Origin of the sequence: Litorivicinus lipolyticus (assembly GCF_009650135.1) — a bacterium.
In the GTDB taxonomy this organism is placed as follows: domain Bacteria; phylum Pseudomonadota; class Gammaproteobacteria; order Pseudomonadales; family Litorivicinaceae; genus Litorivicinus; species Litorivicinus lipolyticus.
Genome location: NZ_CP045871.1, coordinates 1,378,176 through 1,401,708, shown reverse-complemented (window position 1 = coordinate 1,401,708; position 23,533 = coordinate 1,378,176). Strand labels below are relative to the sequence as shown.

Here is a 23,533-nt window from a genome sequence, read left to right as displayed (position 1 = left end):
GGAGAGACAGATGATTTATGGCATTCAATCGGCCGCTTACATTGCGGCCTCTGTGCTGTTCATCCTGTCATTGGGTGGACTGAGTAACCAAGAATCGGCCAAGCGCGCGGTCTGGTATGGCATTGCCGGTATGGCCGTCGCGGTCGCGGCGACCGTGTTCGGCGGCGGCGTCGGCAACTACGCGGTGTTGGCGCTGTGCATGATTGTCGGCGCGTTCATTGGCCGCCATTTGGCAGCCAAGGTCGAGATGACCGAAATGCCGCAGCTGGTGGCGGCGTTGCACTCATTTGTCGGTTTGGCGGCGGTGTTTATTGGCATCAATGCACAGCTCGAATTGGCACTGGTTCAACAGCTGATCGCCGAGCAAGGTGCGCTGGACGAACTGACTGGGTTTGCGGCAAAGCTAGCCGGTAAGACATCGGCCGAAATCGCGATCCTAAAAGGCGAGGTCGTGGTCGGTATCTTTATCGGTGCCGTGACCTTTACCGGGTCGGTTATTGCCTACGCCAAACTGGCTGGCAATGTCGATGGCAAACCCAAGCAACTGCCGGGTGGCCACCTGTTGAACGCAGGCGCGCTGGCACTAACCGTGCTGATCGCGATTGGCTATTTCAATGGCGCCGGCGTTTTGAGCCTGCTGTTGGTGGCGGTTATCGCCGGCTTTATCGGGTACCACCTGATCATGGGCATCGGTGGCGCTGACATGCCAGTGGTGGTGTCGATGCTGAACTCTTACTCGGGTTGGGCGGCGGCGGCGATTGGCTTCACCCTTGGCAATGATGTGCTGATCGTGGTCGGTGCTTTGGTCGGTTCGAGCGGGGCTATCCTGTCGTACATCATGTGCAAGGCCATGAATCGCCAATTTATTAGTGTGATCTTGGGTGGCTTCGGTGGCGCCACAGGGCCGGCGATGGAAGTCGAAGGAGAGCAGATCGCGACCGATTCTGCCAGCGTCGCCGGCTTGCTCAACGACGCCGAAACCGTGGTCATCATCCCTGGATACGGCATGGCCGTGGCCCAGGCCCAGCAATCCGTATCGGAGCTGACCAAGCGCCTGATTGCGCGCGGCAAAACCGTGCGCTTTGCGATTCACCCGGTCGCCGGCCGTCTGCCAGGCCACATGAACGTGTTGCTGGCGGAAGCCAAGGTGCCGTATGACATCGTGCTGGAAATGGACGAAATCAACGATGATTTTGCGGCCACCGACGTCGCCATCGTGATCGGCTCAAACGACACCGTGAACCCAGCTGCAATGGATGATCCGAATTCGCCGATCGCCGGCATGCCGGTTATTCGCTGCTGGGAAGCGCGTCAAGTGGTCGTGCTCAAGCGCGGTCAGGGTGCGGGCTACAGCGGCATCGAAAACCCGTTGTTCTACAAAGACAACGCACGGCTGCTGTATGGCGATGCCAAAGCCAGCGTTGACGCGCTGTTGCCGATGATTGACTGATTGTCCTTGAACGGCCGAACCCACCCACTGTTTTAATCGACAGGCGGTGGGTTTTTTTGTGCCCGTTGGTGGCATAATTCTCGGATGACCGAAAACGCTCTCACGCCTGGATTATTGTTCGTCCGCAGCAACCGAAACGAGCAGTTACGAGCGCTGACGATCGATTGGATGCGCCGCTATCCGTTGGGTGTATTCGAGACCGAAACCCTATTGGTGCACAGCAACGGCATCGCGCAATGGTTTCAGCGCGCCATGGCCCAGTCCGCCGACGAGGGCGGGCTTGGGATCGCCGCGGCGGTCGATATCAGCCTACCGGCGCGGTTCATATGGCCGACTTATCGAAGTGTCCTCGGGGATCTTCCGGCCAAATCCAGCTTTGATAAGTCGGTGCTGACGTGGCGCCTTTACGCGGACTTACCGCGTTGGGCCGACGACGGCTTGTTGGTCGGGTTGGGCGAGTTTTTTGAACGCCAAGGCGACCCCATTCAACGCTACCAATTGGCCAGCATGGTGGCTGACCTGTTTGACCAATATCAGCTCTACCGTCCGGATTGGCTGAGCCAGTGGGAAGCGGGGCATGATCAGATTACGCGTGCTGGCATGGCCTGTGATGTTGACGTCGCCAATCGCTGGCAACCGGTGCTGTGGCGACTGCTGAAAGCTCAGTACGGCGCCCAGTTGGACAGTGATCGCGCCCAGGTCCACCAACAGTTCATCCAGGCCTGTGCCACGCTGACGTCCCGTCCGCCGGGACTGGCACAGCGGGTAGTGGTATTTGGGCTGGCTTCGATGCCGGTTCAGCTGATGGAAGTGTTGGCGGCGATCGCGCGCTTCACCCAAGTCATCATCTGTGTGCACAGCCCATCGCCCAGTTATTGGAGCGATCAGTGGCACGGCAGTCTCGACGCCGATGTTCATCCGCTGTTGGACGCCTGGGGGCAGCTGGGGCGGGACAATGCGCGCATGCTCGATGACTTTCAGGCACGGCCGCTGATGTCAGGCGCAAATGCCGAGGTCGATCTGTACAGCGCCCCGGGCGCCGCCAGCCTACTGAAACGTGTCCAGAGCTCGCTGTACGCGCTCGACAGCACACCGGCTTTGGGCCCAGCCGACGCCAGCGTTCGTGCCGTAAGTTGCCACAGTGCACAGCGCGAAGTGGAGGTTTTGCAAGATCATTTGCTAGCGCTATTTGACGGCGATTCGTCGTTGCGCCCGGATCAGGTGCTGGTGATGGTGCCGGCTATTGACGACTATGCCTCGCACATTCGAGCCGTGTTTGGTCGTCTCTCCAGCGTCGATGCACGCTTTTTGCCAACGGCGGTGTCCGACCAAAGCGGGCGTAGTCAAAGCCCGTGGTTGCGCGGACTGCTGGATATACTGGAGTTGACCAGCACGCGCTTTGAGGTGGCTGACCTGATGCGTTTACTCGGTGTTGCGCCGATTCGCGCAACCTTCGGTATCGACGAGACCGAGTTGGCGACCATTGACGCCTGGCTACGCAGCGCCCAGGTCCGGTGGGGCTTGAATGCCACGCAGCAAAACGACGTATCAACCGCCATTGACGGTCGCTATTCGTGGGCGTGGGGCGTGCAGCGACTGCTGCTGGGGTATGCCGCGGGTGATTTGGCGTGGCAAGGCATCGACGGGGTCGATTCGGTGTCCGGTCTGGGGGCACAGACCGCAGGCCGTTTGGCCCACTTTGTTAGCCGTGCCGAGCGCCTGTGGTCAAGCCTGCAGGGGCATCACCCCAGCAGCCACTGGATCGCAGCCTTTCGGGCGCTGCAAACGGACTGGCTGGTGGCCGAGGACGCGGTCGACCTAGGCGCGCGCCGCCAGGCTGACTCGGCTTTAGATAGCTGGGCAGCGGACCTTGCCTGCGCGGATGCGGACCCAGTCATTGAGGCCGCGCTGGCGGTAGCCGTATGGACTCGCTTGCTGGAACAGGCCGCGTCCAGCAGCCAATTCCTGCATGACGCGATCCAGTTCGCAACGCTGATGCCGATGCGAGCCATTCCGTACCGTCACATTTGTATTTTGGGCTTGAACGATCACGCCTATCCGCGCCCAAACACGGCGGTGGGACCGGATTTGATGCAGCACGATTATCGGCCTGGGGATCGCGCGCGGCGCGAAGACGACCGCTACCTGTTTTTGGAGGCGATCCTGTCGGCGCGTGACGGGCTATACCTGAGCTACCAGGGCCGCAGCCCGGTCGATAACGCCGAACGTGCGCCGTCGGTGCTGTGGGACCAGTGGTTTGGCTTTTTGGCCGCCGGCGGTGCCAAGGTTGAGTTGGAGCAGCACCCGGTTCACCCCTACAGCTCGGATTACTTTATCCAAGATTCCGGCTTGGCGACTTATGCCCGTGAGTGGGCGCCAGTGGAGGCCAGCGCGGCGTCCCCCGACTCGGATGAGGTGGTTGCCAATGCACCGGTGCAGTGGACGCTGCGCGATATTGGCGATGTGTTGAAGTCGCCGTCAACGAGCTTTTTGCGCCGGCGCTATGATGCCCGTTGCCAGGGTTCCCCGCAGCAAAGCGCCACGGACGAAGCGTTCCGACTGACCGAGCTCGACGGCTGGCAGGTGACGGACGCGGTGATACGCGCCGCGCAGGTCCGAATTGACGCCGGTGAGGCCGCCGAACCCGCACTGGCCCGTGCGATTGCAACCGTGGCCCGCCAAGGCCGGCTTGGGGTCGATCCGTTCCAGTCGCGTGTGGCGCAAGCGCTGATCGAACAGTGGACACCGGCGCTGAACGATTACCGCCAACGGCTGCTGGATACCCCACAGGTGGAATCCTTGAGCGGCCAATTGCAGGCCACGCAGGGCACGCTGAACTGGCACGAACTGACCGTTCGGTGTGGCCAGTCAGGTCGTGTCCGGTTGGGGCTTCACGCCAGCCGCGCGCGGGTCGGCTCCGGTAATCGGGTGGGTCTGAATTACCTGGCCCAGGCCTGGGTCGAGCACTTGGCATGCCAGCTGACGGGGCCGACCGATTCGCATTGGTGGTTCAAAGATGGGCGTATTGATCTGGCGCCGTGCGCGCCGGAGGACGCCCGTGCGACACTGCTTGGCTTGCTTGAATGGGCTGGCCGGGCTGCCCGTCGGCCGTTGCCTTGCGATCCCAGTTTCGCCGCCGAGGTGATTGCGACTGAGGGGTGGAGCGACAAAGCCACCAGCCAGTACCTGATCGCGGTCAAACGCAGTGAAGACTTGCTTCGCTGTTGGGCGGATGCCGAGGCATTGGCCGACGCGCCTGAATTGGTGCCGGCAGCATTGGCGCTGTACGGCGGATTGCTAGAGGCGTTAGGCCAATGAAGCTGCTGGATTTAAACCGCTTCCCCTTGACCGAATCGAGTTTGGTCGAGGCCAGCGCCGGGACCGGTAAAACCTTTTCGATTGCGCTGTTGTATCTGCGTGCGCTGGCCGGAATTGGGCGATCGCCATTGCCGGTGGAATCGTTGCTGGTGGTGACCTTTACGGTGGCGGCTACGGAGGAGTTGAAAGGGCGTATTCACCAGCAGTTGTTGGATGCGCTGGCATGGTTTGATCAGCCGCCAAGCCCGCCCGGGGACAGTCCGTTAGATCAGGTGTGCGCCGGTGTCGCGCTTGAACAACGAGCGGTGACGCGGGCACGTATTGCGGCGGGGCTGCGCAACCTGGATCAAGCGGCGGTGATGACTATTCACAGCTGGGCAATCCAAGCGCTTAAACAGCACCCGCTGAGCGGTTTGGCACCGGTTAATTCAGAGTTGGTGGCCAGTCATTGGTCATTACAGCAACGCTTGATCGTCGACTATTGGCGCCACCATTTCTACGGCGCGCCAGCGCATTGGGCGGCTCAGTTGGTGCCTCTGTTTGCGGTGCCGGCGGACTTGGCCGCCGCGTTGCGGCTGCCATTGCAGCACCCGCAGATGGCGATCCTGGATGATCAGCCGGGTATGGCACTGGAGGCGCTGTTCGATCGGCTCGCCGAACAATCCTCCGCGCTGGATGAAAAACTTGAGCGGACACGGCGGCGCCTGGCGCTGGAATGCGATGACTTCATGGACGCGGTCGAGGCGGCTGCCGGCAACGCGAATCACGGACGACTGACCATGCTGGCGCCGAAAAAATTGGCCGCGACGCTGCTCGACTGGCGGGCTTGGATAACCGGCGGTGGGGCGCCGCCGGAAAGCTTATTAGGACTGCTGTCGCGCGGCTGGATTGGTAAAAAGAACACACCTGAGTTTGAGCACTGGGCGCTGCCGCCACTGATTGAGTGGCACCATGCCTGCGCCAGCTTCGAAAGTGGAGCGCTGCCGATGGCGCGAGCCCAGTTGCTGGGGCATGCCCGGCGCTGGGTGCTTGAACGCACCGACCAGGCCTTGCGCCAAAACCCCAGCACCAGCTTTGACCAGGTCTTGCGCCAGCTGTCACAGATGATCGCAGAACCGGACTCGACGCTGCCCGGCGCGTTGGCTGCGCAATATCCGCTGGCGTTGATTGACGAGTTCCAGGACACCGACCCCACCCAATGGGGCATGTTCAAACGCATTTATCATCAGCGCCCGGGCGCCGCATTAGTCTTGATCGGTGATCCTAAACAGGCGATTTACTCGTTTCGTGGCGCTGACATTCATGCCTATCTGGACGCCAAGCGACTCATGGGCGAGCAGGTCTACCGCATGGGCGTGAACTACCGCTCGGATCCGGGGCTGGTGGACGCCTGTAATGCAGTCTTTGAACAGCCCGCCGGCGCCTTTACCGTGGCCAGCGCTGACGAGGTCGGCGTGACCTACGACCCTGTAGCCGCGAACCGGTCGGAGTCGGGATTGTCCGGCGTCGGTGGCATGGCGTCGATGCAGTGGCTAGTCGGCAGCGAGAGCGGGATCACCAAGCACGTTCAAGAGATAACGCTGATGTCGGCCCAGTCGGTCGCTTCGATGCTGGGCAGTCGAATGATGATTGGTACACCGCCGCGGCCAATCAAGCCAGCCGATGTGGCGGTCCTGGTGCGCAAAGGATCCCAGGCCAATCGCATGCGCAAGGCGCTGGCCGCGGTTGGCGTGACCAGTGTTTACCTGTCCGATCGCGAAAGCTTGTTCGCCCAGCCCGAAGCCCTCGATATATTGGCCTGGCTCAAGGTTGCCGCTGATCCCACCGACGCTCGGGTGCTGAAATCGGCCCTGTTGTCGGCCTCGATTGGTCTGTCGTGGCAGGAATTGGATGCGTTGGTATTCGATATCACAGCCTGGGAAGGGCTGCGCGAGCAAGTGTTGGTGTGGTCCGAGCTGGCCGGCGATGGCGACATTCAAAAGATGCTCGGCCAAGTGCTCAGTCACTTTGGCGTTCGAGAGCGGCTGTTAGCGGTCGATCGTGGCGCCCGGGCGCTTGCCAACTGGATGCACCTGATGGAATGGGCCCAGGCCAGTCGCCAACAACTGGACAGCGTCGGCGCGTTGATCGTTGAATTTGAACGCATGATGCTGGACCCGGGCGATACCGACATTCAGCGCATGGAAAGCGATCAAGACGTGGTCCGCATCGTTACCGTACACAAGTCAAAAGGCCTGGAATACCCCGTCGTCGTGGTGCCCTATCTGTGTGTCGCCGATGTGGTCGGCGCCAGTGACCCGGCGATTGTCGTGCGCGTGGACCAGCAAGCGGTGATCAGCGTCGCCGGCAGCACCGCGCAGCCGGAACTTTGGCAACAGGCCGATGAGGCGCGCCTGCAAGAAGACGTCCGGCTGTTGTATGTGGCCTTGACCCGCGCCCGTCATCTAGCGGTGATAGGAGCCGTCGGCCTGAATAAGGGCATGCAAAAAACTGCGCTAGGAGCGGTCCTAGGCGTATCCGATGGTGCTAGTTTGGACGAGCGGCTCGGGCAGCTGTCGGCGTTCGCTGACGTCAAGGTTTGCTATGGGCCGATTGACTTACCACCGGGCCCGCAGGGGGGCGCCGTGTGCACGCCGGCGTCGGCGTTACAGGCTCGTTTTCGACTGCCGAAACGACGTTGGATTGCGAGCTTTTCGTCCTTGGGCCGGCGTGCCGACGCTGACGACCAAAGCCACTACAGTTCAGTTTGGGACGACGAAGCCCGTGGTGATACTTCGGACTACGATCCCTGTGCACCGGGTATCGCAGGGTTTGCCCGCGGCCCGGAGGCCGGCACCTTTTTGCACGATGTGTTGGAGCGGGCACATGGCATGGGCTTCGCGCGCGCGGTTAACGAGCGTCAATGGCTAGGCCTGATGGCGGAGCAGCGCGGCTTTGGCGATCAGCTTGAGCGCTTGGACGGTTGGTTAACACAGATGTTGAGCGCCCAGTTTACCGGCTTTGGTGCGGCGCCACTGTCGCTGATGGCTGAGCCGCCCGCGCAGTCGGAACTGGAGTTCCTGATGGCCGCCGGCAGTCTTGCCATCGACACATTGGATGTCTTTTGTCAGCGCCACATACTGCCTGGACTGGCCCGCCCCGCGCTGTCTCGTGGTGAACTTAATGGCTATTTAAAAGGTTACATCGACTTCGTCGTTGAATGGGAAGGGCGCTACTGGGTGCTGGACTGGAAGTCCAACTATCTGGGTCCCGATTCGCAGCACTACCACCGTGACGCGATTAACCAGTCGATCCTTGAGCATCGGTATGACGTTCAGTACGCCTTGTATCTGGTCGCGCTGCACCGTCATTTGTCGCTACGATTGGCGGACTACCACCCGGGTTATCACCTCGGCGGCGCCGCCTATGTGTTTCTGCGTGGGCTACAGGGCCCTGAACAGGGATTGCACTGGTGTCGCGGCGATCTGGATTGGGTTGGCCAACTGTCGGAGCTGTTGTCATGAATTTGGTCCACCTAGAGGCGTGGCACGACAGTGGCTTTTTAAGCGCGCTGGATTGGCAGTTTGCCGCGGCTATGCAACGACTGCAGCCGGCCTGGTCGGCGGAGCTGGTGACCTTGGCTGCTTTGTGTAGCCGCCAAGCCGCGCGCGGCCACACTCTATTAGATTTGCGTGCGCTCAAGGCCAGCCCCAGCCGCGTGCTGGGCGAGGGCGACGGGCACCCCCTGTGCGCGTGGGCTGCCGCTGCCGCCTGGGATGAGGCGTCACTGGTGGACCAGTGCGGGCCGATGGGGCCTTTGGTCGTGGCGGATGGGTGTTTGTTTTTGCGCCGTCATTACGACGATGAAGCCCACATTCAACATTACCTGAGCGCGCGCCTTGCTGATCGTTATCCGGTCGATGCCCAGTCCGTTGCCACGGCGGTCGCAGTGTTATTTGGTGAGGCTGAGGGGACGGCTACGGATTGGCAACGGGTCGCCTGTTTGGTATCCCTGGAGGCGGCGTTTTCATTGATCACCGGTGGGCCGGGTACCGGCAAAACGACCACGGTGGTGCGCTTGTTGGCTCTGATTCAGCACATGGCCATGGCACAACAGGGTGTGCCGCAGCGGATAGGTCTAGCAGCTCCGACCGGAAAGGCGGCAACGCGTTTGGCTGAGTCGATTGCCAAGCAGGTCGCGGGCATGGACTTCACTGGGTTGGCACCGGGTGTCCGAGCGAGCCTGCCTAGTTCGGCGGACACCCTTCACCGCTTACTGGGGCTGTCGTCGGCTCAGCCGCGCGGGCGCTACGCGGATGCCGCCAAGTTGCCGCTGGACTGGTTGATCGTCGATGAAGCATCAATGATTGACCTGCGCCTGATGGCGCGAATTGTCGACAGCTTGGGCCCGGACACGCGACTGGTGTTGCTGGGGGACCCGGACCAGTTAGCCAGCGTCGAGGCCGGTGCGGTGCTGGGTCAACTGACCGCGTCGTCGGCGCCTGCGGCGTTTGAGCCTGCTCAGTGCGCGCGACTGGAGGCGTTGGGTGCCGGGCCTGTTGAGGTGGCGGGCGCGGCGCCCAGCGGGATGGGCGCGGTCTGGGCGCATTTAAAAGTCAGTCATCGCTTCGACCACCGCTCCGGTATCGGCGCCCTGGCTAAGGCCGTTAACCAGGGGCATGGGGAGCACGCGTGGACCTTGTTCGAGGAGTTTGCCGATATTGACCTGACCCCGGATATGTCAGTTGCAGTTGAGCGCTGTGTTCAGCGCACGGCGGATATGATCGAGCAGTCGCGCGATGAACGCGACCCGGGCTGGCCGCGAGCGTGCGTCGATCGTCTGTCCGAGTTTCAGGTGTTGGCGGCAGTGCGTGCCGGGGCCGGCGGCGTAATGGTGTTCAACCAGGCGGTCGAACACGCCTTGGTGGCGCGCTTTGGACGATCGGAGATCGCTCAGTGGTACGTCGGCCGGCCGGTTATAATGACGCGTAATCAACCGAATTTGGGCGTGATGAACGGGGATTTGGGGCTGTGTTTGCCGCGTGCGGTCGACGGTGTCGAGCGCTTGCAGGTCGCGATGGTGGCGAACGGTGTGTTGCGCTGGTTCCCGCTATCGGCCATGCAAGGCGTTGAAACCGTGTATGCGATGACGGTGCATAAGTCCCAGGGCAGCGAATTTGCCGAGTCGGCATTGCTGTGGCCGCGCGATCGAAGTGGGCTGTTGACGCGGGAACTGGTGTACACCGCAATTACGCGCGCACGCCGTCGCTTTCAACTGGTCGGTGCGGATCCCACTGAATTTGCACGCGCCTGCTCGCGCCGGGTCAACCGGGTTGGGCGTCTGAAGGGTTAGCCGCCGGGGATCAGCCGGTGCGCTGGGTGCAAGTCCATGATGCCGCGCCGGGTCAGCCCCAAGTCCTGCAGAATTCCGTTTTCTAGGCTGTACACGCAGCCATGAACCTCCAACGGCTGTCCGGCTTCCCAGGCTTGCTGGACGACCGGCAAGCGCGACACGTTGCGCACCTGCTGCATCACGTTCAGTTCGACCAGACGGTCGGTGCGCTGCGTCGGGTCCAGCGTCATCAAGTCATCATAATGATCACGGTAGACACCGCGAATGTGACTCAGCCAACTTTCCAGAATGCCATGGTCGTGGCGCTGCATAGCGGCATGAATGCCGCCGCAGCCGTAGTGGCCGGTGACGATAATGTGTTCAACTTTCAAGACATGGACCGCGTATTGAATGACCGCGACACAGTTCATGTCCGAGTGGTTGACCAAGTTGCCCACGTTGCGATGCACGAACAGCTCGCCGGCATTCAGGTTGACGATGGTGTTCGCGGGCACGCGACTGTCCGAGCACCCAATCCACAGATACTTAGGCGATTGGATGCCACAGAGTTTGCTGAAAAACTCAGGATCTTTGTCAGTGCAGCCCTGGGCCCAGGCCTGGTTGCCTTCAAATAGGGCTTGGAAGGTCACCCGCGCAACTGCTGGGCGGCTTTAAGTAAGGCAGCTTCGGTCGTTGCCCAGTCGATGCAGCCATCCGTGATCGACACGCCATAGGCGAGGTCGGCGGGATTGCCCAACGACTGGTTGCCGGCGTTGAGGTGGCTTTCTAGCATCACGCCTTTGATCGCCAGGTTGCCGTCCAAGCGCTGGTGGATCACGTTGTCCAATACCAGCGGTTGGATGCTGGGGTCTTTGGAGCTGTTGGCGTGCGAGCAGTCGACCACGATGTTGCTGGACAAGCCGGCGCCGGTTAGCCGAGCTTCGGCTTGGGCAACCGAGACCGAGTCATAGTTGGGCTTGCCGCCGCCACCACGCAAGACGACGTGGCCGTAGGCATTGCCCAGGGTCTGGGTGACTGCGACTTGGCCGTTAGGGTCGATTCCTAAAAAGGCGTGTGGCTGCGCGCTGGCCTGCATGGCTTGGACTGCAACGTCCAGTCCACCGTCGGTGCCATTCTTAAATCCGATGGGGCTGGACAGTCCGCTGGACATTTCGCGGTGGGTCTGCGACTCGGTGGTGCGGGCGCCAATGGCCGACCAAGTAATGGTGTCCTGGAGGTACTGAGGGGTCACCGGGTCGAGCGCTTCGGTGCCTAGAGGCAGACCTATTTTAGTTATTTCAATCAAAAGCTTGCGAGCCTCATGCAATCCTTTTTCGATGTTGAAGCTGTCGTCCAGATCGGGGTCGTTGATCAGGCCTTTCCAGCCCACCGTGGTGCGCGGTTTTTCAAAGTAAGCTCGCATCACCAAGAACAGCTGATCGTCGACTTGGGGCGCTAACGCCTTCAGTTTTTCAGCGTATTCGATGGCCGCTTTGGTGTCATGGATCGAGCAAGGGCCGACCACAACCATTAGGCGCGGGTCGTCGCCGTCTAAAATTGCTTTCACGGTGTTGCGATATTGGGCAACACGTTCACGATCTTCGCCAGTTAACGGCAACGCGGCCTTTAAGTTAGTGGGCGACACTACCGGGGCGTAGCTGGCGACATTGATGTCAGAGAGTTTGATGTCAGTCATTAAAAGTCCGTTGATCGCGGTTAATTTTCGCCATCTTAGCCGAATTTACCTTTAAAAGCCGACAGTTATGTCCAAGTTAGCGCTGTGCCAAATGGGGTGCTTGGTGTTGCTCAACCGCTTCCATGGCACGCATGGCGATCTTGAATCCCCGTTCGTATGCATCGGCAAATAAGCGCGCGACGCCGGCACCGGTGCTGGGATGCGCTTCGATTTGGGTGCCGACAAACTGTAATTGGCTGCCGTTCGAGACCACCAGCGGGCACCCAGATGTTCCCAAGTCCGCTTTGCAACTGTGCAGTCCAACCGGTTGTTTGTGCTTACTGCGGTAGAGGCCATTGAAGTGTTGGCCGGTTGGGTACATTCGGCATGACTCGGTCGCTAAGCTGTCCTTGAGTCGGCGCGAATCATGGTGAAAGCAAATCATTTGGACGCGCAGGCCCGAGGCCGGTAGCTGGGATTGTTTGATCGGCCGGGGATCCAGCGTGGTGAACTGAATGCCACAGCGAGGCTTTTCAGCAATGACCACAGCCCAGTCATTTTCCGGGGCGGTGGTGCTTCGGGTGGCCGGGTCGGTCACCGCGCGGACGACTGGAAGGCGAAGCGCGCCCAGTCGGATGTGCATTTTTTCGATTGAGGTCGTCGGGTGACCTTGGCCATCGTAGATGTTGTGACCCGCGGTCGATACTGCCAAGTGGCAGTCAGTTTGGGCGATCACGGCGGCGCCCCCGACCCATGAGCCTTTGGGGGTTTGACCTACTAGGGTGCCGATGCTCGACATCTGAGCATTCTGCAGTCGCTCGGTTAAGCCGACGATTTGGCGCCCAGCGCCGGCCTCGGCCAGTGTCGCGGGTAAGGCAAGCGCCAGTAAAATGCACAGCAGCGGTTCGTTTGGGTTCATGGTCTTGCCATTCCTATTCCGTACATTGGTACTAGTACCCTAGTTTCTGTATGCCGTTGTGTTGCCGTTTAACCCGCGGTTTGGTGTCGGAATATCCTCTTTGACGCAAGCGAATCGACGAGACGTGAACCAGGTCACACGAACCTTTTTAAAAAAGTTTCGGATAAACGCTTGACACTTTTTGCTCAGTCCCTAGAATGCGCCCCCACAGACCGCGGGTAGTTAGCTCAGCTGGGAGAGCATCGCCTTTACACGGCGAGGGTCGGGGGTTCGAGCCCCTCACTACCCACCAGCGGTCCGGTAGTTCAGTTGGTTAGAATGCCGGCCTGTCACGCCGGAGGTCGAGGGTTCGAGTCCCTTCCGGATCGCCATATTTCATACGAAAAAGTCCATGTCAAAAGAAGCAGCGAAGCGGCTTTTGACATGGACTTTTTTGTATGTGAGTTTTTTACCGGAAGGGTGCTCGAACCCTCGTGCGGGGTTCGACAAATCGGCCATGGACGGCCGATTTGAGCGAGCGCCTAGCGCGAGTCCGAAGGACGCCGAAGCGGGACGCGCAGGCGCAGTCCCATCCGGATCGCCGCGTGCCTGAACCTCAGTGTTTTTCTTTGCGAAGCGACTTTTGACCTGCCAGCGCGCACCGCTCGATCGCTAATCGCCAAGTTCTCAATTTTCCAGCCCGCCTTTGACCTACCACTCCAGCCCACGCGCCCTTATGCTAGCCTTGCGCCGCTGCGATAAGGATTGAACACGCATGATAAAAACGATCGGATTGGTCATTCGAGCCGACAACGCTTCGGCAACTGCGACCGCCCAACGTGTGGTCGAGCACGCTCAATCAAAAGGCTTGAACTGGGTCGTGTCGGCACGCGAGGGGGTGCCGGATGGGTTCGTCGCGGCACACAGCGTCGAGTTGTCCGAGCTGTCAGCGCACTGCGATCTGGTCATGGTGATCGGTGGTGACGGTAGCATGCTCGGTGCGGCCCGTGCCCTGGCCAAAGCCGACACGCCGGTACTGGGTGTCAACCGAGGCAGCCTGGGCTTTCTGACCGATATCCGCCCCGAAGACGCCATCCAGGCCCTGGACCAAGCGCTGGCAGGGGACTGCCTGATCGATCGTCGTAACCTTATCGGTGTTGTCGTTGAGCGTGACGGCGAGCGCATCGCCAGTGGCAGCGCACTGAACGACATTGTGCTGCACAAAGGCAACAGTGCACGCATGCTGTCTTTCGATGTCGCCGTCGGCGGTCAAAAGGTCTACGACGCCAAGGCTGATGGCCTAATCGTGGCCACGCCGACGGGTTCAACTGCGTATTCGTTAAGTGCCGGTGGGCCGATCTTGCACCCCAGTTTGAGCGCGTGGGTGGTGGTGCCGATGTTCCCGCACACCATGGCGGATCGCCCTTTGGTCATCGGCGATGATCAAATTTTGTGCTTGTCGATAACCGATCAGCACCAGTCATTGCCGTTAATTTCGTGCGACGGCCAGACCCATATCTCAGTGATGCCGGGCGACCGGATCATGATTCGAAAACTCAAGGAGCAGCTGCATTTGTTGCACCCTGGAAAGGACTACAACTACTACGCGGTGTGCCGTGAAAAGTTGGGGTGGGCCACGCGGCTAGGGGATTGAGTAATCGCACGGTGATTGATTTGATCGGTGACGTGCACGGCTGCGGTCAGTCGCTTGGGCGTCTGCTGCGCAAGCTTGGCTACGAATACCGTGACGGCGCGTATCGGCACAGCGAACGCCATGCGGTGTTTATCGGCGACTTGATGGACCGCGGGCCGCGCGTGCGGCTGGCCTGTCAGATTGCGCGGGCCATGGTCGAGGCGGGCAACGCCACTTGGATATTGGGTAACCACGAAATTGATGTCATGGGGCTGGTATTGGGTGATGGCATCGAACCCTACCTTGACCATACCAAACGGCGCTTAGGCAAAGCCGCCGCGACCTTTAACTCGATTCCCGGCCCTGAATTGCTGAGCCTGTGCCAGTGGCTACAAGACTGCCCGCTGTGGCTTGAACAGGCCGATTTTCGGGCCGTGCACGCCTGCTGGGACGACCATGCAGTAGCGCGTATTCGTACGGTGGCACCGGACGGCATTATTGCGCGCCAACACTTTGGGCAACTGTACCGCTCCGGCGAGCTTCAACGCGCGGTGTCGCGCTTGGTTCGTGGCCCGTCGTTGCCGCTGCCCAATGGTCAATCCATGGTGTCGCGTGATGGGACCGCGCGGAAGTCGTTTCGGGTTGCGTTTTGGTTGGACGAACCGGACACCCTGGGTGACTTAGTGTTTCAACCGGATCCGCTGCCCCCGGGGGTTGCTGAACAACCCTTGAATGGGACCATCAGAGCAGGGCTGCCAAGCTATGCCAGCAACCAGCCGCACTTATTCTTTGGTCACTATTGGCGTCGCGGCCGGCCGGCGCCACTGGCCGAAAATGTGATGTGCCTAGACTACAGCGCGGTGTTGCGTGAGAAACTGGTCGCCTATCGCCACCGCCCAGGACAGGCGTTGATCGCGGATCAATTTGAGTGGGTCGATGCGGCCCCGGAGTGGACATGAGATCACCATTTTACCAGCACCCATCGCGTATGCCTTGGCGCGCGACCCCATTCAGTGCCGGCTTGATTTTGATTAGTGCACTGGTGGCGCTGTTGTCCGATACCGGCGCCAACCGGGCTTTCGTGACGCCTTTGGTGATGGCGCCCAATGTTGAGTTTTTTATGGCTGAACCCTGGCGTTTGTTGACACCGGCGCTGCTGCATTTTTCCTGGCCGCATTGGATTTTTAACGCGCTGTGGATGTTCGCGGTCGGGCGCTTAATCGAATGGCGCAGCGCAGGGGTGTGGGTGGCGGTGGTGCTGGTGTCGGCGGCGGCCGGCAACCTGGCCCAGCTCGTTTTTGGTGGCACGATTTGGTTTGGCGGGCTCAGTGGCGTGGTGTATGGCGTGCTGGGCTACACCGCGCTGTGGGATCGGTTGCGATCGGACGTATACGCGGTGCCGTCGGTGTATTTGGGGCTGTGTCTGGGCTTTTTGGCGGTCGGTTTCACGGGGCTTGACCGCATGCTGGGCATGAATTTGGCCAACTTTGCTCACCTTGGGGGCTTGCTAGGCGGGCTAGTGGTCGCCATTGTTCATGTCGGAATTGAGCGCATTACGAGGAAGAAACTGTGGACCTGAATTTATTGATCGAGCGGATGGACCTGACCACTTATCAGGCTCTTAAAGACTCGATGGAACTTGGCAAATGGCCCGACGGTGGCACCTTGTCCAGCGAACAAAAGCAGCTGGTGATGGAGGCACTGATTCGGTTTGGCCACCAGCACCTGCCCGAAGACCAGCGCATTGGCTATCTGCCCCAGCCGGACTGTAAGAGTGCCCCGGCCAACTTAATTCCGACCCAACAACAATAAAGGACTGTGTCGATGACTGATGCAACTGCGGTGACTCGTCTGGCCGACTATCGCGCTCCGGATTGGTTGATTAGTCAGGTGGCCCTGACCGTGACGATCAATGACGGCGAAACCGAGATAGCGGCGACGTTAGAGTTGGCGCAAAACAGCGCGGACTTACAACCGTTGGTATTGGACGGTGAGGGCTTAGAGACGCTGTCGGTCGCCATTGATGGCGTGATCTTAGATGCCGACGCCTATGTCGTGACCGCGACGACGTTGACGGTACTGACGCCGCCGGCCGGTCACTTTACCTTGCAGACGCGGGTACGAATCAAACCGGAGTCGAATACTCAGCTGGAAGGCCTCTACAAATCCGGCGATATGTATTGCACCCAGTGCGAGGCCGAAGGCTTTCGGCGTATTACCTGGTTCCTGGATCGGCCGGATGTGTTGGCGATCTGGACCGTTCGTATTGACGCCCCGGCCAGCATGCCGACGTTATTGTCCAACGGTAACCGGGTCGGCGACCGCACCACCGCCGACGGCCGGCGCCAGGTCGACTGGAGTGACCCGCACCCGAAACCGGCGTACTTGTTTGCGCTGGTCGCCGGTGATCTGGTGCTGCGTAATGACCGATTCACCACGGCGTCAGGCCGCGAGGTTGATCTGCACGTCTACACGCGCCAAGCCGATGCCGACAAAGTCGATTTTGCGATCGCCAGCATCAAGCAAGCGATGGCGTGGGACGAACGCCGGTTCGGGCGCGAGTATGACCTGGATGTGTTCCAGGTGGTTGCGGTTGGCGACTTCAACATGGGCGCGATGGAGAACAAAGGGCTCAATATCTTCAACACATCCTGTGTGCTGGCGACACCGGATGTCGCCACGGACGACGCCTACGAGCGCGTCGAGGCGATCATTGGACACGAGTACTTTCACAACTGGTCGGGCAATCGTGTGACCTGCCGTGATTGGTTTCAGCTGTCCCTTAAAGAGGGTTTTACGGTTTACCGTGATGCTGAATTTACCGCAGACCTGCGTTCGCGCCCGGTTAAACGTATCCAGGACGTGGACTTTCTGCGCACGCATCAATTTGCCGAAGACGCCGGCCCGACCTCGCATCCAGTGCGTCCGGCCGAATACGAAGAGATCAGTAACTTTTACACCGTCACGATTTACGAGAAGGGCGCCGAGGTCGTGCGCATGCTCGAGACCTTGATTGGGCGGGATCAATTTCGCGCCGGATCCGACCTGTACTTTGAACGGTTCGACGGGCAGGCGGTGACCTGCGATGACTTTGTTGATTGTATGCAGCAAGCCAGTGGCCGCGACTTGACCCAGTTTCGCCGCTGGTACAGCCAAAACGGCACCCCGCATATCAATGTGTCGGTGGCCGCGGACGGTGACGGCAGCCGAATCACCTTCCGCCAGCAATTGCGCGACGGCCAAGCGCCGTTCCATATGCCAATGCCGTGCAGCCTATACGCGGCCGATGGTGCGCTGCTCGAACAGGGCCTTAGCTGGGAGCTGGACCAGGTCGAGCAGTCGTTCAGAGTCAACCAGCCCAGCGATGATTTATTAGTGTCAGTCAATCAGGGGTTTGCGGCGCCCGTTCGAATCCACTATGCACTCGACGCCAGTCAGCGCGATGTGCTGGCGCGTCACGACCTTGACGGTTTCAACCGTTGGGATGCGGGTCGTCAAATTGTGATAGAGGCCTGGGCGGCCTACGTCGGCAATGCTGATGCTGGGCTGATTGACCCGATCGAGCACCTGTTTGATGCGGCCTTGGCGCAGTTCGAGCAGGACCCCGCACTAACGGCTGAAATTATTCGCCTGCCCGACGACAGCCAGATCCTGGACGAGCTGGGTGCCGACGTCGATCCGGTCAGGGTGCGCCAAGCCGGCGACGCCATTCGGGCAGAACTGGGCCGCCGTATGGGTGAGCTGATTCAGCCGATATTGCTGGCACTGGAACCGGTTAAGCCCTACCAGCCGGGCGGTGACCAGGCCGCAAAGCGCAGCCTTTGGTGCTTGTTAGCACAGTTGCTGGCGCATGCCGCCGACGACTCAATCGCCGATGCGCTGACGCGACGTTTTGTCGGCGCCGATAACTTAACCGACCGCATGAACTGCATGACGGTGGCCGGGGTGATGGCGCGCCATAACCCGTCCATGTTCCAGTCGATGCTGACCATTTTTCATGCGGATTGGCAGCACGAGCCACTACTGCTGGATCAGTGGTTTCAACAGCAAGCGCGGTTCGGTGACTTTGACGCAATCTCGGCGCTGTTGGAGCATGCCGATTTTAGTTTGGGCAACCCGAATCGGGCACGTAGCGTGCTCGGGGTGTTTACCCGCGCCAACCCTGAAGCCTTTCACGCACCCGGCGGCTACGAGCTTTTGGCCGGCTGCGTGGCGTCCTTGGACGTCAGCAACCCCCAGATCGGCGCGCGTTTGGTGATTCCGTTGACCCGTTATAAAAACTGGTCGACGTCTCAGCGAGAGCGCGCTATCCACGTCCTCAAAGGCTTGGATAAAGTGTGTCAGTCAGCCGATTGCCGGGAGGTTATCGGCAAAGCTCTGAAATAGGACCTACACTGGGGGAAATAAGGTGGTAACTGATGTCCCGTTCTGAACTGTCCGATACCTTTCCCCAGTCAATTACCGGCGAGCTGGCGCGACGCTTACTGAGTGTCGTGCCGGACGAGGACGTCTGTCGTTTGGATCTACCGAGTTTGTTGGGACGAGCGCAGTGGATCGAGCGGTTGCTGGCCTCCGGCGAGCATCACGTCCAGGTGTTCAACCCGAATGCCGAGCGCGACGGCTGGGATTCTCGGCACACGCTGGTGGCCGTGGTGTTGGCGGATCAGCCGTTCCTAGTCGACACCGTGCGCCTGGAAATTCGCCGACAGCAGCACCGTATTCACCTGACCCAGAATCTGGTCGCGCGTCCTGTTGTTGAGGACGGCACCTTGTCGTCGCTGGATGCCGGCGAGCAACCGCACGCGGTGATGATTCTGGAAATTGATCGGATTGATGATTTGACCGGGCAGCGTGCGCTGGCCAGCGCCATTCAGAGCGTTTTGCGCTTGCTCGGTGCGGCGGTCGATGACTTTATGGGCATGCGTGATCGCTGTCGCCAGATGGCTGAATCCCAGGACGAAGAAGGCTGCGAGTTCTTTAACTGGTTGGCCCAGGATCACTTTACCTTTTTAGGCTACGAGCAATTATCCCGTACCAGCAAGTCTAAATCCGGCACCGTCGAAACCGAGCTGAACCTTGGTATTTCGAGGGTTCGTGAGGGTTGCGGGTTGGGCGATGAACTGTCGATGCAGCAGCAACCCGGCATCTTGTTTACCAAGGCCCCGGAGCGGTCGAAGATTCACCGCGGCGCTTACATCGACCTGATCGTGATCACCGAGGCCGACGGAAAAGGGGCGCGCGAGCACCGCTTTTATGGGTTGTTCACATCGCGCGTTTATCAGGAAATGACCCTGGAAATCCCGTTGGTGCGACAAAAAATACAGCAGGTGCTGGACGCCAGCGGTTTTGCGCGGGGCGGTCACAACTACAAGCAACTAAGCCAAATCCTGCAGGTGTTTCCGCGCGACGAGCTGCTCCAAATAGACCAGCCGACGCTGTCGGAGCAGGCGCTGGTAGTGTTGCGCTTACAGGAACGTGAGCGCACCCGTTTGATGGTCCGGGTTGATCCGCTGGGGCATTTTGCGACGGCGCTGTTGTATATCCCGCGTGATCGATACGACACCCGCATTCGAACTCTTATCCAGGAAATGCTGGCGACGGAGCTGGCGGCGCGGGACATTGAATTCAACACCACGTTTAGCGAGTCGGTGCACACTCGGGTCCAGTTCATTATCCGCCTAAGCGAGCCGGTCACCTTGGATCCATCGGCCCTGCAAGCGCGTGTTGAGTTGCTGGTCCAAAGTTGGGACGAGCAATTGCGCATCGCTTTGGCTGATGCCCATGGCGACGGCAAGGCGCGGGCATTGTTGCGTGACTATTGCGACTATTTCCCGGCTGGGTACCGCGAAGACTTTGACGCCAAGCGGGCGGTCTTGGATATCAACCATCTGGCCGGGTTAAGTGCCGAAAAACCCATGGACCTGAGCCTGTTTCATGACTTAGGCACGCAAAAGCTGCACCTGAAGTTGTTTCATTTCGGCGCCCCGATTCCATTGTCCGATGCGCTGCCGATAATGGAGCACTTGGGTGCGCGGGTACTGGCCGATCAGACCTATGCATCGCGCAATCGCGACTGGTATATCCACGACTTCACCCTCGACATGCGCTCGGCTGCGGCCTTGGCGGATTGGCGTGATGACTGGCAAGACGCCTTTGCGGCGACCTGGTACCAGCGTACCGAAAGCGATGCGTTTCACGGCTTGGTGCTCAGCGCCGGCCTGAACTGGCGCGAAGTGTCGGTGTTGCGCGCGCTCAGCAGCTACATCAAACAGATCGGTTTTGAACTCAGTCGCGAGTGGATTGCGGCGACGCTGGTGGCTAATCCAGTATTGGCCAAAGAGCTGATTGCGCTGTTCCGTGCGCGCCACGAGCCGGGCCGTGCAGACGCCCTGGAAGCGCGGGTGTTGGAGAGTCTTAACGGCCTAATAGAAGAGGTCGCCGGACTTAACGAGGATCGCCTGTTTCGCCGATACCGTGACGTCATTGGTGCGACCTTGCGGGTTAACTTTTTCCAGCCGCTGGCGGATGACCAGAGTCTCTCACTGGCCTTCAAGATCGCGCCTCGCTCGATCGAAGGGGTGCCAAAGCCGGTGCCCCTGTTCGAGATATTCGTCTACAGCGCGCGGGTGGAGGGTGTTCATTTGCGCGGCGGTAGCGTTGCCCGCGGAGGCCTGCGCTGGTCCGACCGTCACGAGGACTACCGTACCGAAGTTCTGGGATTGGTTAAGGCTCAGCAAGTTAAAAATAGCGTCATTGTGCCGGAGGGTGCCAAGGGCGGTTTCGTGCCAAAGCAGCTTCCGCGCGGGGATCGCGAGGCGACCCAGCGCGAGGCAATTTGCGCGTACAAGGAATTTATCAGTGGGTTGCTGGCCTTGACGGACAACCTGGTCGAGAACGAAATCGTGGCGCCGCCAAGTATGCGCCGTCACGATGCCGACGACCCCTATTTGGTGGTCGCGGCGGATAAGGGTACCGCCACTTTCTCGGATATTGCCAACGGCATCGCGGTCGAACGGGGTTTTTGGTTGGGTGACGCTTTTGCCTCGGGCGGGTCGGCAGGCTATGACCACAAAGGTATGGGCATTACCGCCAAGGGCGCGTGGGTTAGCGTTATTCACCATTTCCGTGAACTTGGCAAAGACCCCGCCGTGGACAAATTTACTGCGGTGGGTATCGGCGACATGAGCGGCGACGTGTTCGGCAACGGCATGCTGCTGTCGAATCAGATGAAGCTGTTGGCGGCGTTCAACCACTTGCATATCTTTATTGACCCGACGCCGGACCCCCAGCAGTCATTTGACGAGCGTACCCGTCTGTTTGCCTTGCCGCGTTCTGGGTGGGCGGATTACGACGTTGCGCTGATCAGCCCGGGTGGCGCTATTTTTGATCGCACCGCAAAGTCGCTTGTGCTGTCGCCGGAAGCGGCCAAGGCGCTCGGCTTGAAAGCGGGCAAGCGGACGCCGAACGAACTGATTAAAGAGTTGCTAACGTCCAAAGTCGACCTGCTGTGGAACGGCGGTATTGGGACCTACGCGAAGGCGGCGCGCGAAAGCCATGCCGACGTCGGCGACAAGGCCAACGATGCCATTCGGGTTGATGGCGCCCAGCTTGGTGCGGCCATTGTCGGCGAAGGCGGCAATTTGGGCTTGACCCAGTTGGGTCGGGTCGAAATGGCACTCAATGGGTGCCTGGTCAATACTGATTTCATTGATAACTCAGCCGGCGTCGACTGCTCGGATCACGAGGTCAACTTAAAGATCCTATTGGCCCAGCGTGAGCGCGCAGGCGAGCTGACGCGGCGCCAGCGAGACCGTTTGTTGGAGTCCAAAACCGACGAAGTCTCGGCGTTGGTGCTGGCAAACAATGACCGCCAAGCTGGAGCCCTGGGCGTGGCGGCGTCGGACGCCCCGCGTTCGCAATTCGAGTTGATGCGGTTCATCGAAACCTTAGAAGCGGGCGGCGAGTTGGACCCCGAGCTTGAAGGGTTGCCGCGTGACTTGACCGGCCGAGGCCCACTGACGCGACCGGAGTTGGCGGTGCTGTTGGCCACGGCCAAAAACCGTTTGAAACGCTCGCTCATATTGGCCGTTGAAGACGACACCTTGGCGGCGATTGCCGCGGAAGCCTTTCCGCCCAGCTTGCGCGACGACTACGCCCAGGAAATTGCCGAGCATCGGCTGCGCCCGCAGCTGGTTGCGACTCAGCTGGCCAACGCCATGGTCCACTATCTCGGGATTGCGGTGACCCATCGGCTCGAGGCACTGGCGGCGACCGATTCGGTTGGCGTCGCCAAAGCCTTTCAGGTTGCACGTATTTGCTTCGATTTGGATCGCCGTTGGGGCGAAATTGAGAGCCTGCCGGCCTCGGTCAGCGTCGAGATTCGACGCGAGTTGCTGCTGCGACTCAGCGGCTTGATGCGCCGGGTAACGCGCTGGATATTACGCCGCCATGGCAGTGACTACGCGGTCGCGGACCTAGTCGAGCGCTATCAGGGGCGTTTGAACGAGCTGTCCGGTGGCATGCGCGGCTGGCTGTACGGCAAGCCCAAGACTCAGTTCGAGCGTTTAGTTGAGCGTTGGGTTGCGGCCGGTGTGCCGGAGGCCGTCGCGGAATATGTCGCCGGAACGCCGTCACTGACCAGTGGTCCCAGTGTGGTCGAGTCCTGTTTGGCGTCCGATCAGGGGGTTCATCGTGTGACTGAGCTCTACTTGGCTCTGGGCGAGCGAATGGGGCTGCATGACTTCGCACGTCATGTTAACGGTCTGCGCGTTCAGAGCACGTGGGAGGCGCGTGCGCGGGATGGTTTCCGCGACGATATTGATCGCGCCTACCAGGCATTTTCGGGGCGCCTGCTGGCGTGTGATGGCGCGCCGGCGGACGCTTTAGACGAGTGGGTCCAGGCACGCCCGGAGGCGGTAGCCCAGTGGCAGGAACTGATCGATGCGATCGAAGCGGCGGGTGACAATGCCTACCCTGTGATGGCGGTGGCGGGGCGCACGCTGGCATTGCTGCCAGATGCCGAGCGTTAGGTTTCGGCTGCGGGTCAGTCCACAGGAAATTGAACGCATGTATCAGGGCGTGCGTGACGCTCAAGCCACAACCGTCGACGGTCGGCACGTGCGTTTCCCGGCGTTGGAGCTGCGACCTTTTGTGACCCGGGACGGGGTCGATGGTTATTTCGAGTTGGAATATACAAGCCAAGGAAAACTGGTGGCGTTGCGGTCGTTGGACGCCAAGAACTGATAGAA

14 protein-coding genes and 2 tRNA genes are annotated in these 23,533 nt (G+C 60.2%); 13 read left to right on the top strand and 3 right to left on the bottom strand.

Annotation, left to right across the window (positions count from 1 at the left end):
- Positions 1–10: 10 nt before the first annotated feature.
- From GH975_RS07055 to recD, 4 genes are all read left to right on the top strand, one after another.
- The gene (locus GH975_RS07055; RefSeq protein ID WP_153713844.1) at positions 11–1,450 is read left to right on the top strand and encodes an NAD(P)(+) transhydrogenase (Re/Si-specific) subunit beta; all 1,440 of its coding nucleotides are present in this window, start codon (positions 11–13) and stop codon (positions 1,448–1,450) included.
- A gap of 84 nt (positions 1,451–1,534) precedes the next feature.
- A complete protein-coding gene (gene recC / locus GH975_RS07050) occupies positions 1,535–4,768 on the top strand; it encodes an exodeoxyribonuclease V subunit gamma (protein WP_153713843.1) in 3,234 nt (1,077 codons plus the stop codon).
- Positions 4,765–8,271 (top strand): exodeoxyribonuclease V subunit beta, encoded by a 3,507-nt coding sequence (gene recB, locus GH975_RS07045; RefSeq protein ID WP_153713842.1) that lies wholly within the window; start codon positions 4,765–4,767, stop codon positions 8,269–8,271. The genes recC and recB overlap by 4 nt, the downstream gene beginning before the upstream one ends.
- Entirely contained in the window at positions 8,268–10,100 is a 1,833-nt protein-coding gene (recD, locus tag GH975_RS07040; protein WP_153713841.1) for an exodeoxyribonuclease V subunit alpha, read from the top strand. Before recB ends, recD begins: the two co-directional genes overlap by 4 nt.
- On the opposite strand, the gene GH975_RS07035 is transcribed toward recD, so the two are convergent.
- The 3 genes from GH975_RS07035 to GH975_RS07025 all read right to left on the bottom strand — a co-directional run bounded on the left by GH975_RS07035 (position 10,097) and on the right by GH975_RS07025 (position 12,673).
- A complete protein-coding gene (locus tag GH975_RS07035) occupies positions 10,097–10,729 on the bottom strand; it encodes a carbonic anhydrase (protein WP_153713840.1) in 633 nt (210 codons plus the stop codon). The two genes, recD and GH975_RS07035, sit on opposite strands and share 4 nt — an antisense overlap.
- On the bottom strand, positions 10,726–11,775 hold the full coding sequence (locus tag GH975_RS07030) for a 3-deoxy-7-phosphoheptulonate synthase (protein ID WP_153713839.1): 1,050 nt from the start codon (positions 11,773–11,775) through the stop codon (positions 10,726–10,728). The genes GH975_RS07035 and GH975_RS07030 overlap by 4 nt, the downstream gene beginning before the upstream one ends.
- A gap of 76 nt (positions 11,776–11,851) precedes the next feature.
- A complete protein-coding gene (locus GH975_RS07025; protein WP_153713838.1) occupies positions 11,852–12,673 on the bottom strand; it encodes a hypothetical protein in 822 nt (273 codons plus the stop codon).
- Positions 12,674–12,889: 216 nt separating this feature from the next.
- On the opposite strand from GH975_RS07025, the gene GH975_RS07020 reads away from it, so the two are divergent.
- The 9 genes from GH975_RS07020 to GH975_RS06980 all read left to right on the top strand — a co-directional run bounded on the left by GH975_RS07020 (position 12,890) and on the right by GH975_RS06980 (position 23,528).
- Positions 12,890–12,965 (top strand) — tRNA-Val (locus GH975_RS07020).
- Positions 12,966–12,967: 2 nt separating this feature from the next.
- A tRNA-Asp gene (locus tag GH975_RS07015) sits at positions 12,968–13,044 on the top strand.
- A 383-nt stretch (positions 13,045–13,427) separates the two neighbouring features.
- Complete coding sequence (locus tag GH975_RS07010) at positions 13,428–14,306, top strand: NAD(+) kinase (protein WP_153713837.1); 879 nt, start codon at positions 13,428–13,430, stop codon at positions 14,304–14,306.
- Complete coding sequence (locus tag GH975_RS07005) at positions 14,303–15,244, top strand: metallophosphoesterase (protein WP_170272582.1); 942 nt, start codon at positions 14,303–14,305, stop codon at positions 15,242–15,244. Before GH975_RS07010 ends, GH975_RS07005 begins: the two co-directional genes overlap by 4 nt.
- Positions 15,241–15,864 carry a rhomboid family intramembrane serine protease gene (locus GH975_RS07000; protein WP_153713835.1) on the top strand — a complete coding sequence of 208 codons (624 nt, stop codon included), beginning with the start codon at positions 15,241–15,243 and terminating at the stop codon, positions 15,862–15,864. Before GH975_RS07005 ends, GH975_RS07000 begins: the two co-directional genes overlap by 4 nt.
- Positions 15,855–16,097, top strand: coding sequence for a DUF1315 family protein (locus GH975_RS06995; protein WP_246164696.1), 243 nt, complete (start codon positions 15,855–15,857; stop codon positions 16,095–16,097). The genes GH975_RS07000 and GH975_RS06995 overlap by 10 nt, the downstream gene beginning before the upstream one ends.
- A 12-nt stretch (positions 16,098–16,109) precedes the next feature.
- Positions 16,110–18,671, top strand: coding sequence for an aminopeptidase N (gene pepN, locus GH975_RS06990; protein WP_153713834.1), 2,562 nt, complete (start codon positions 16,110–16,112; stop codon positions 18,669–18,671).
- Between the two features lie 32 nt (positions 18,672–18,703).
- On the top strand, positions 18,704–23,314 hold the full coding sequence (locus GH975_RS06985; RefSeq protein WP_153713833.1) for an NAD-glutamate dehydrogenase: 4,611 nt from the start codon (positions 18,704–18,706) through the stop codon (positions 23,312–23,314).
- Entirely contained in the window at positions 23,301–23,528 is a 228-nt protein-coding gene (locus tag GH975_RS06980; RefSeq protein WP_153713832.1) for a DUF2835 family protein, read from the top strand. Before GH975_RS06985 ends, GH975_RS06980 begins: the two co-directional genes overlap by 14 nt.
- Positions 23,529–23,533 lie beyond the last annotated feature (5 nt).

What these genes read in the sequence shown, in the direction of transcription:
- GH975_RS07055 (WP_153713844.1), top strand. Translation starts at nt 11, where the DNA reads ATGATTTATGGCATTCAATCGGCCGCTTACATTGCGGCCTCTGTGCTG.
- recC (WP_153713843.1), top strand. Translation starts at nt 1,535, where the DNA reads ATGACCGAAAACGCTCTCACGCCTGGATTATTGTTCGTCCGCAGCAAC.
- recB (WP_153713842.1), top strand. Translation starts at nt 4,765, where the DNA reads ATGAAGCTGCTGGATTTAAACCGCTTCCCCTTGACCGAATCGAGTTTG.
- recD (WP_153713841.1), top strand. Translation starts at nt 8,268, where the DNA reads ATGAATTTGGTCCACCTAGAGGCGTGGCACGACAGTGGCTTTTTAAGC.
- GH975_RS07030 (WP_153713839.1), bottom strand. Translation starts at nt 11,775, where the DNA reads ATGACTGACATCAAACTCTCTGACATCAATGTCGCCAGCTACGCCCCG.
- GH975_RS07025 (WP_153713838.1), bottom strand. Translation starts at nt 12,673, where the DNA reads ATGAACCCAAACGAACCGCTGCTGTGCATTTTACTGGCGCTTGCCTTA.
- GH975_RS07010 (WP_153713837.1), top strand. Translation starts at nt 13,428, where the DNA reads ATGATAAAAACGATCGGATTGGTCATTCGAGCCGACAACGCTTCGGCA.
- GH975_RS07000 (WP_153713835.1), top strand. Translation starts at nt 15,241, where the DNA reads ATGAGATCACCATTTTACCAGCACCCATCGCGTATGCCTTGGCGCGCG.
- pepN (WP_153713834.1), top strand. Translation starts at nt 16,110, where the DNA reads ATGACTGATGCAACTGCGGTGACTCGTCTGGCCGACTATCGCGCTCCG.
- GH975_RS06985 (WP_153713833.1), top strand. Translation starts at nt 18,704, where the DNA reads ATGTCCCGTTCTGAACTGTCCGATACCTTTCCCCAGTCAATTACCGGC.
- GH975_RS06980 (WP_153713832.1), top strand. Translation starts at nt 23,301, where the DNA reads ATGCCGAGCGTTAGGTTTCGGCTGCGGGTCAGTCCACAGGAAATTGAA.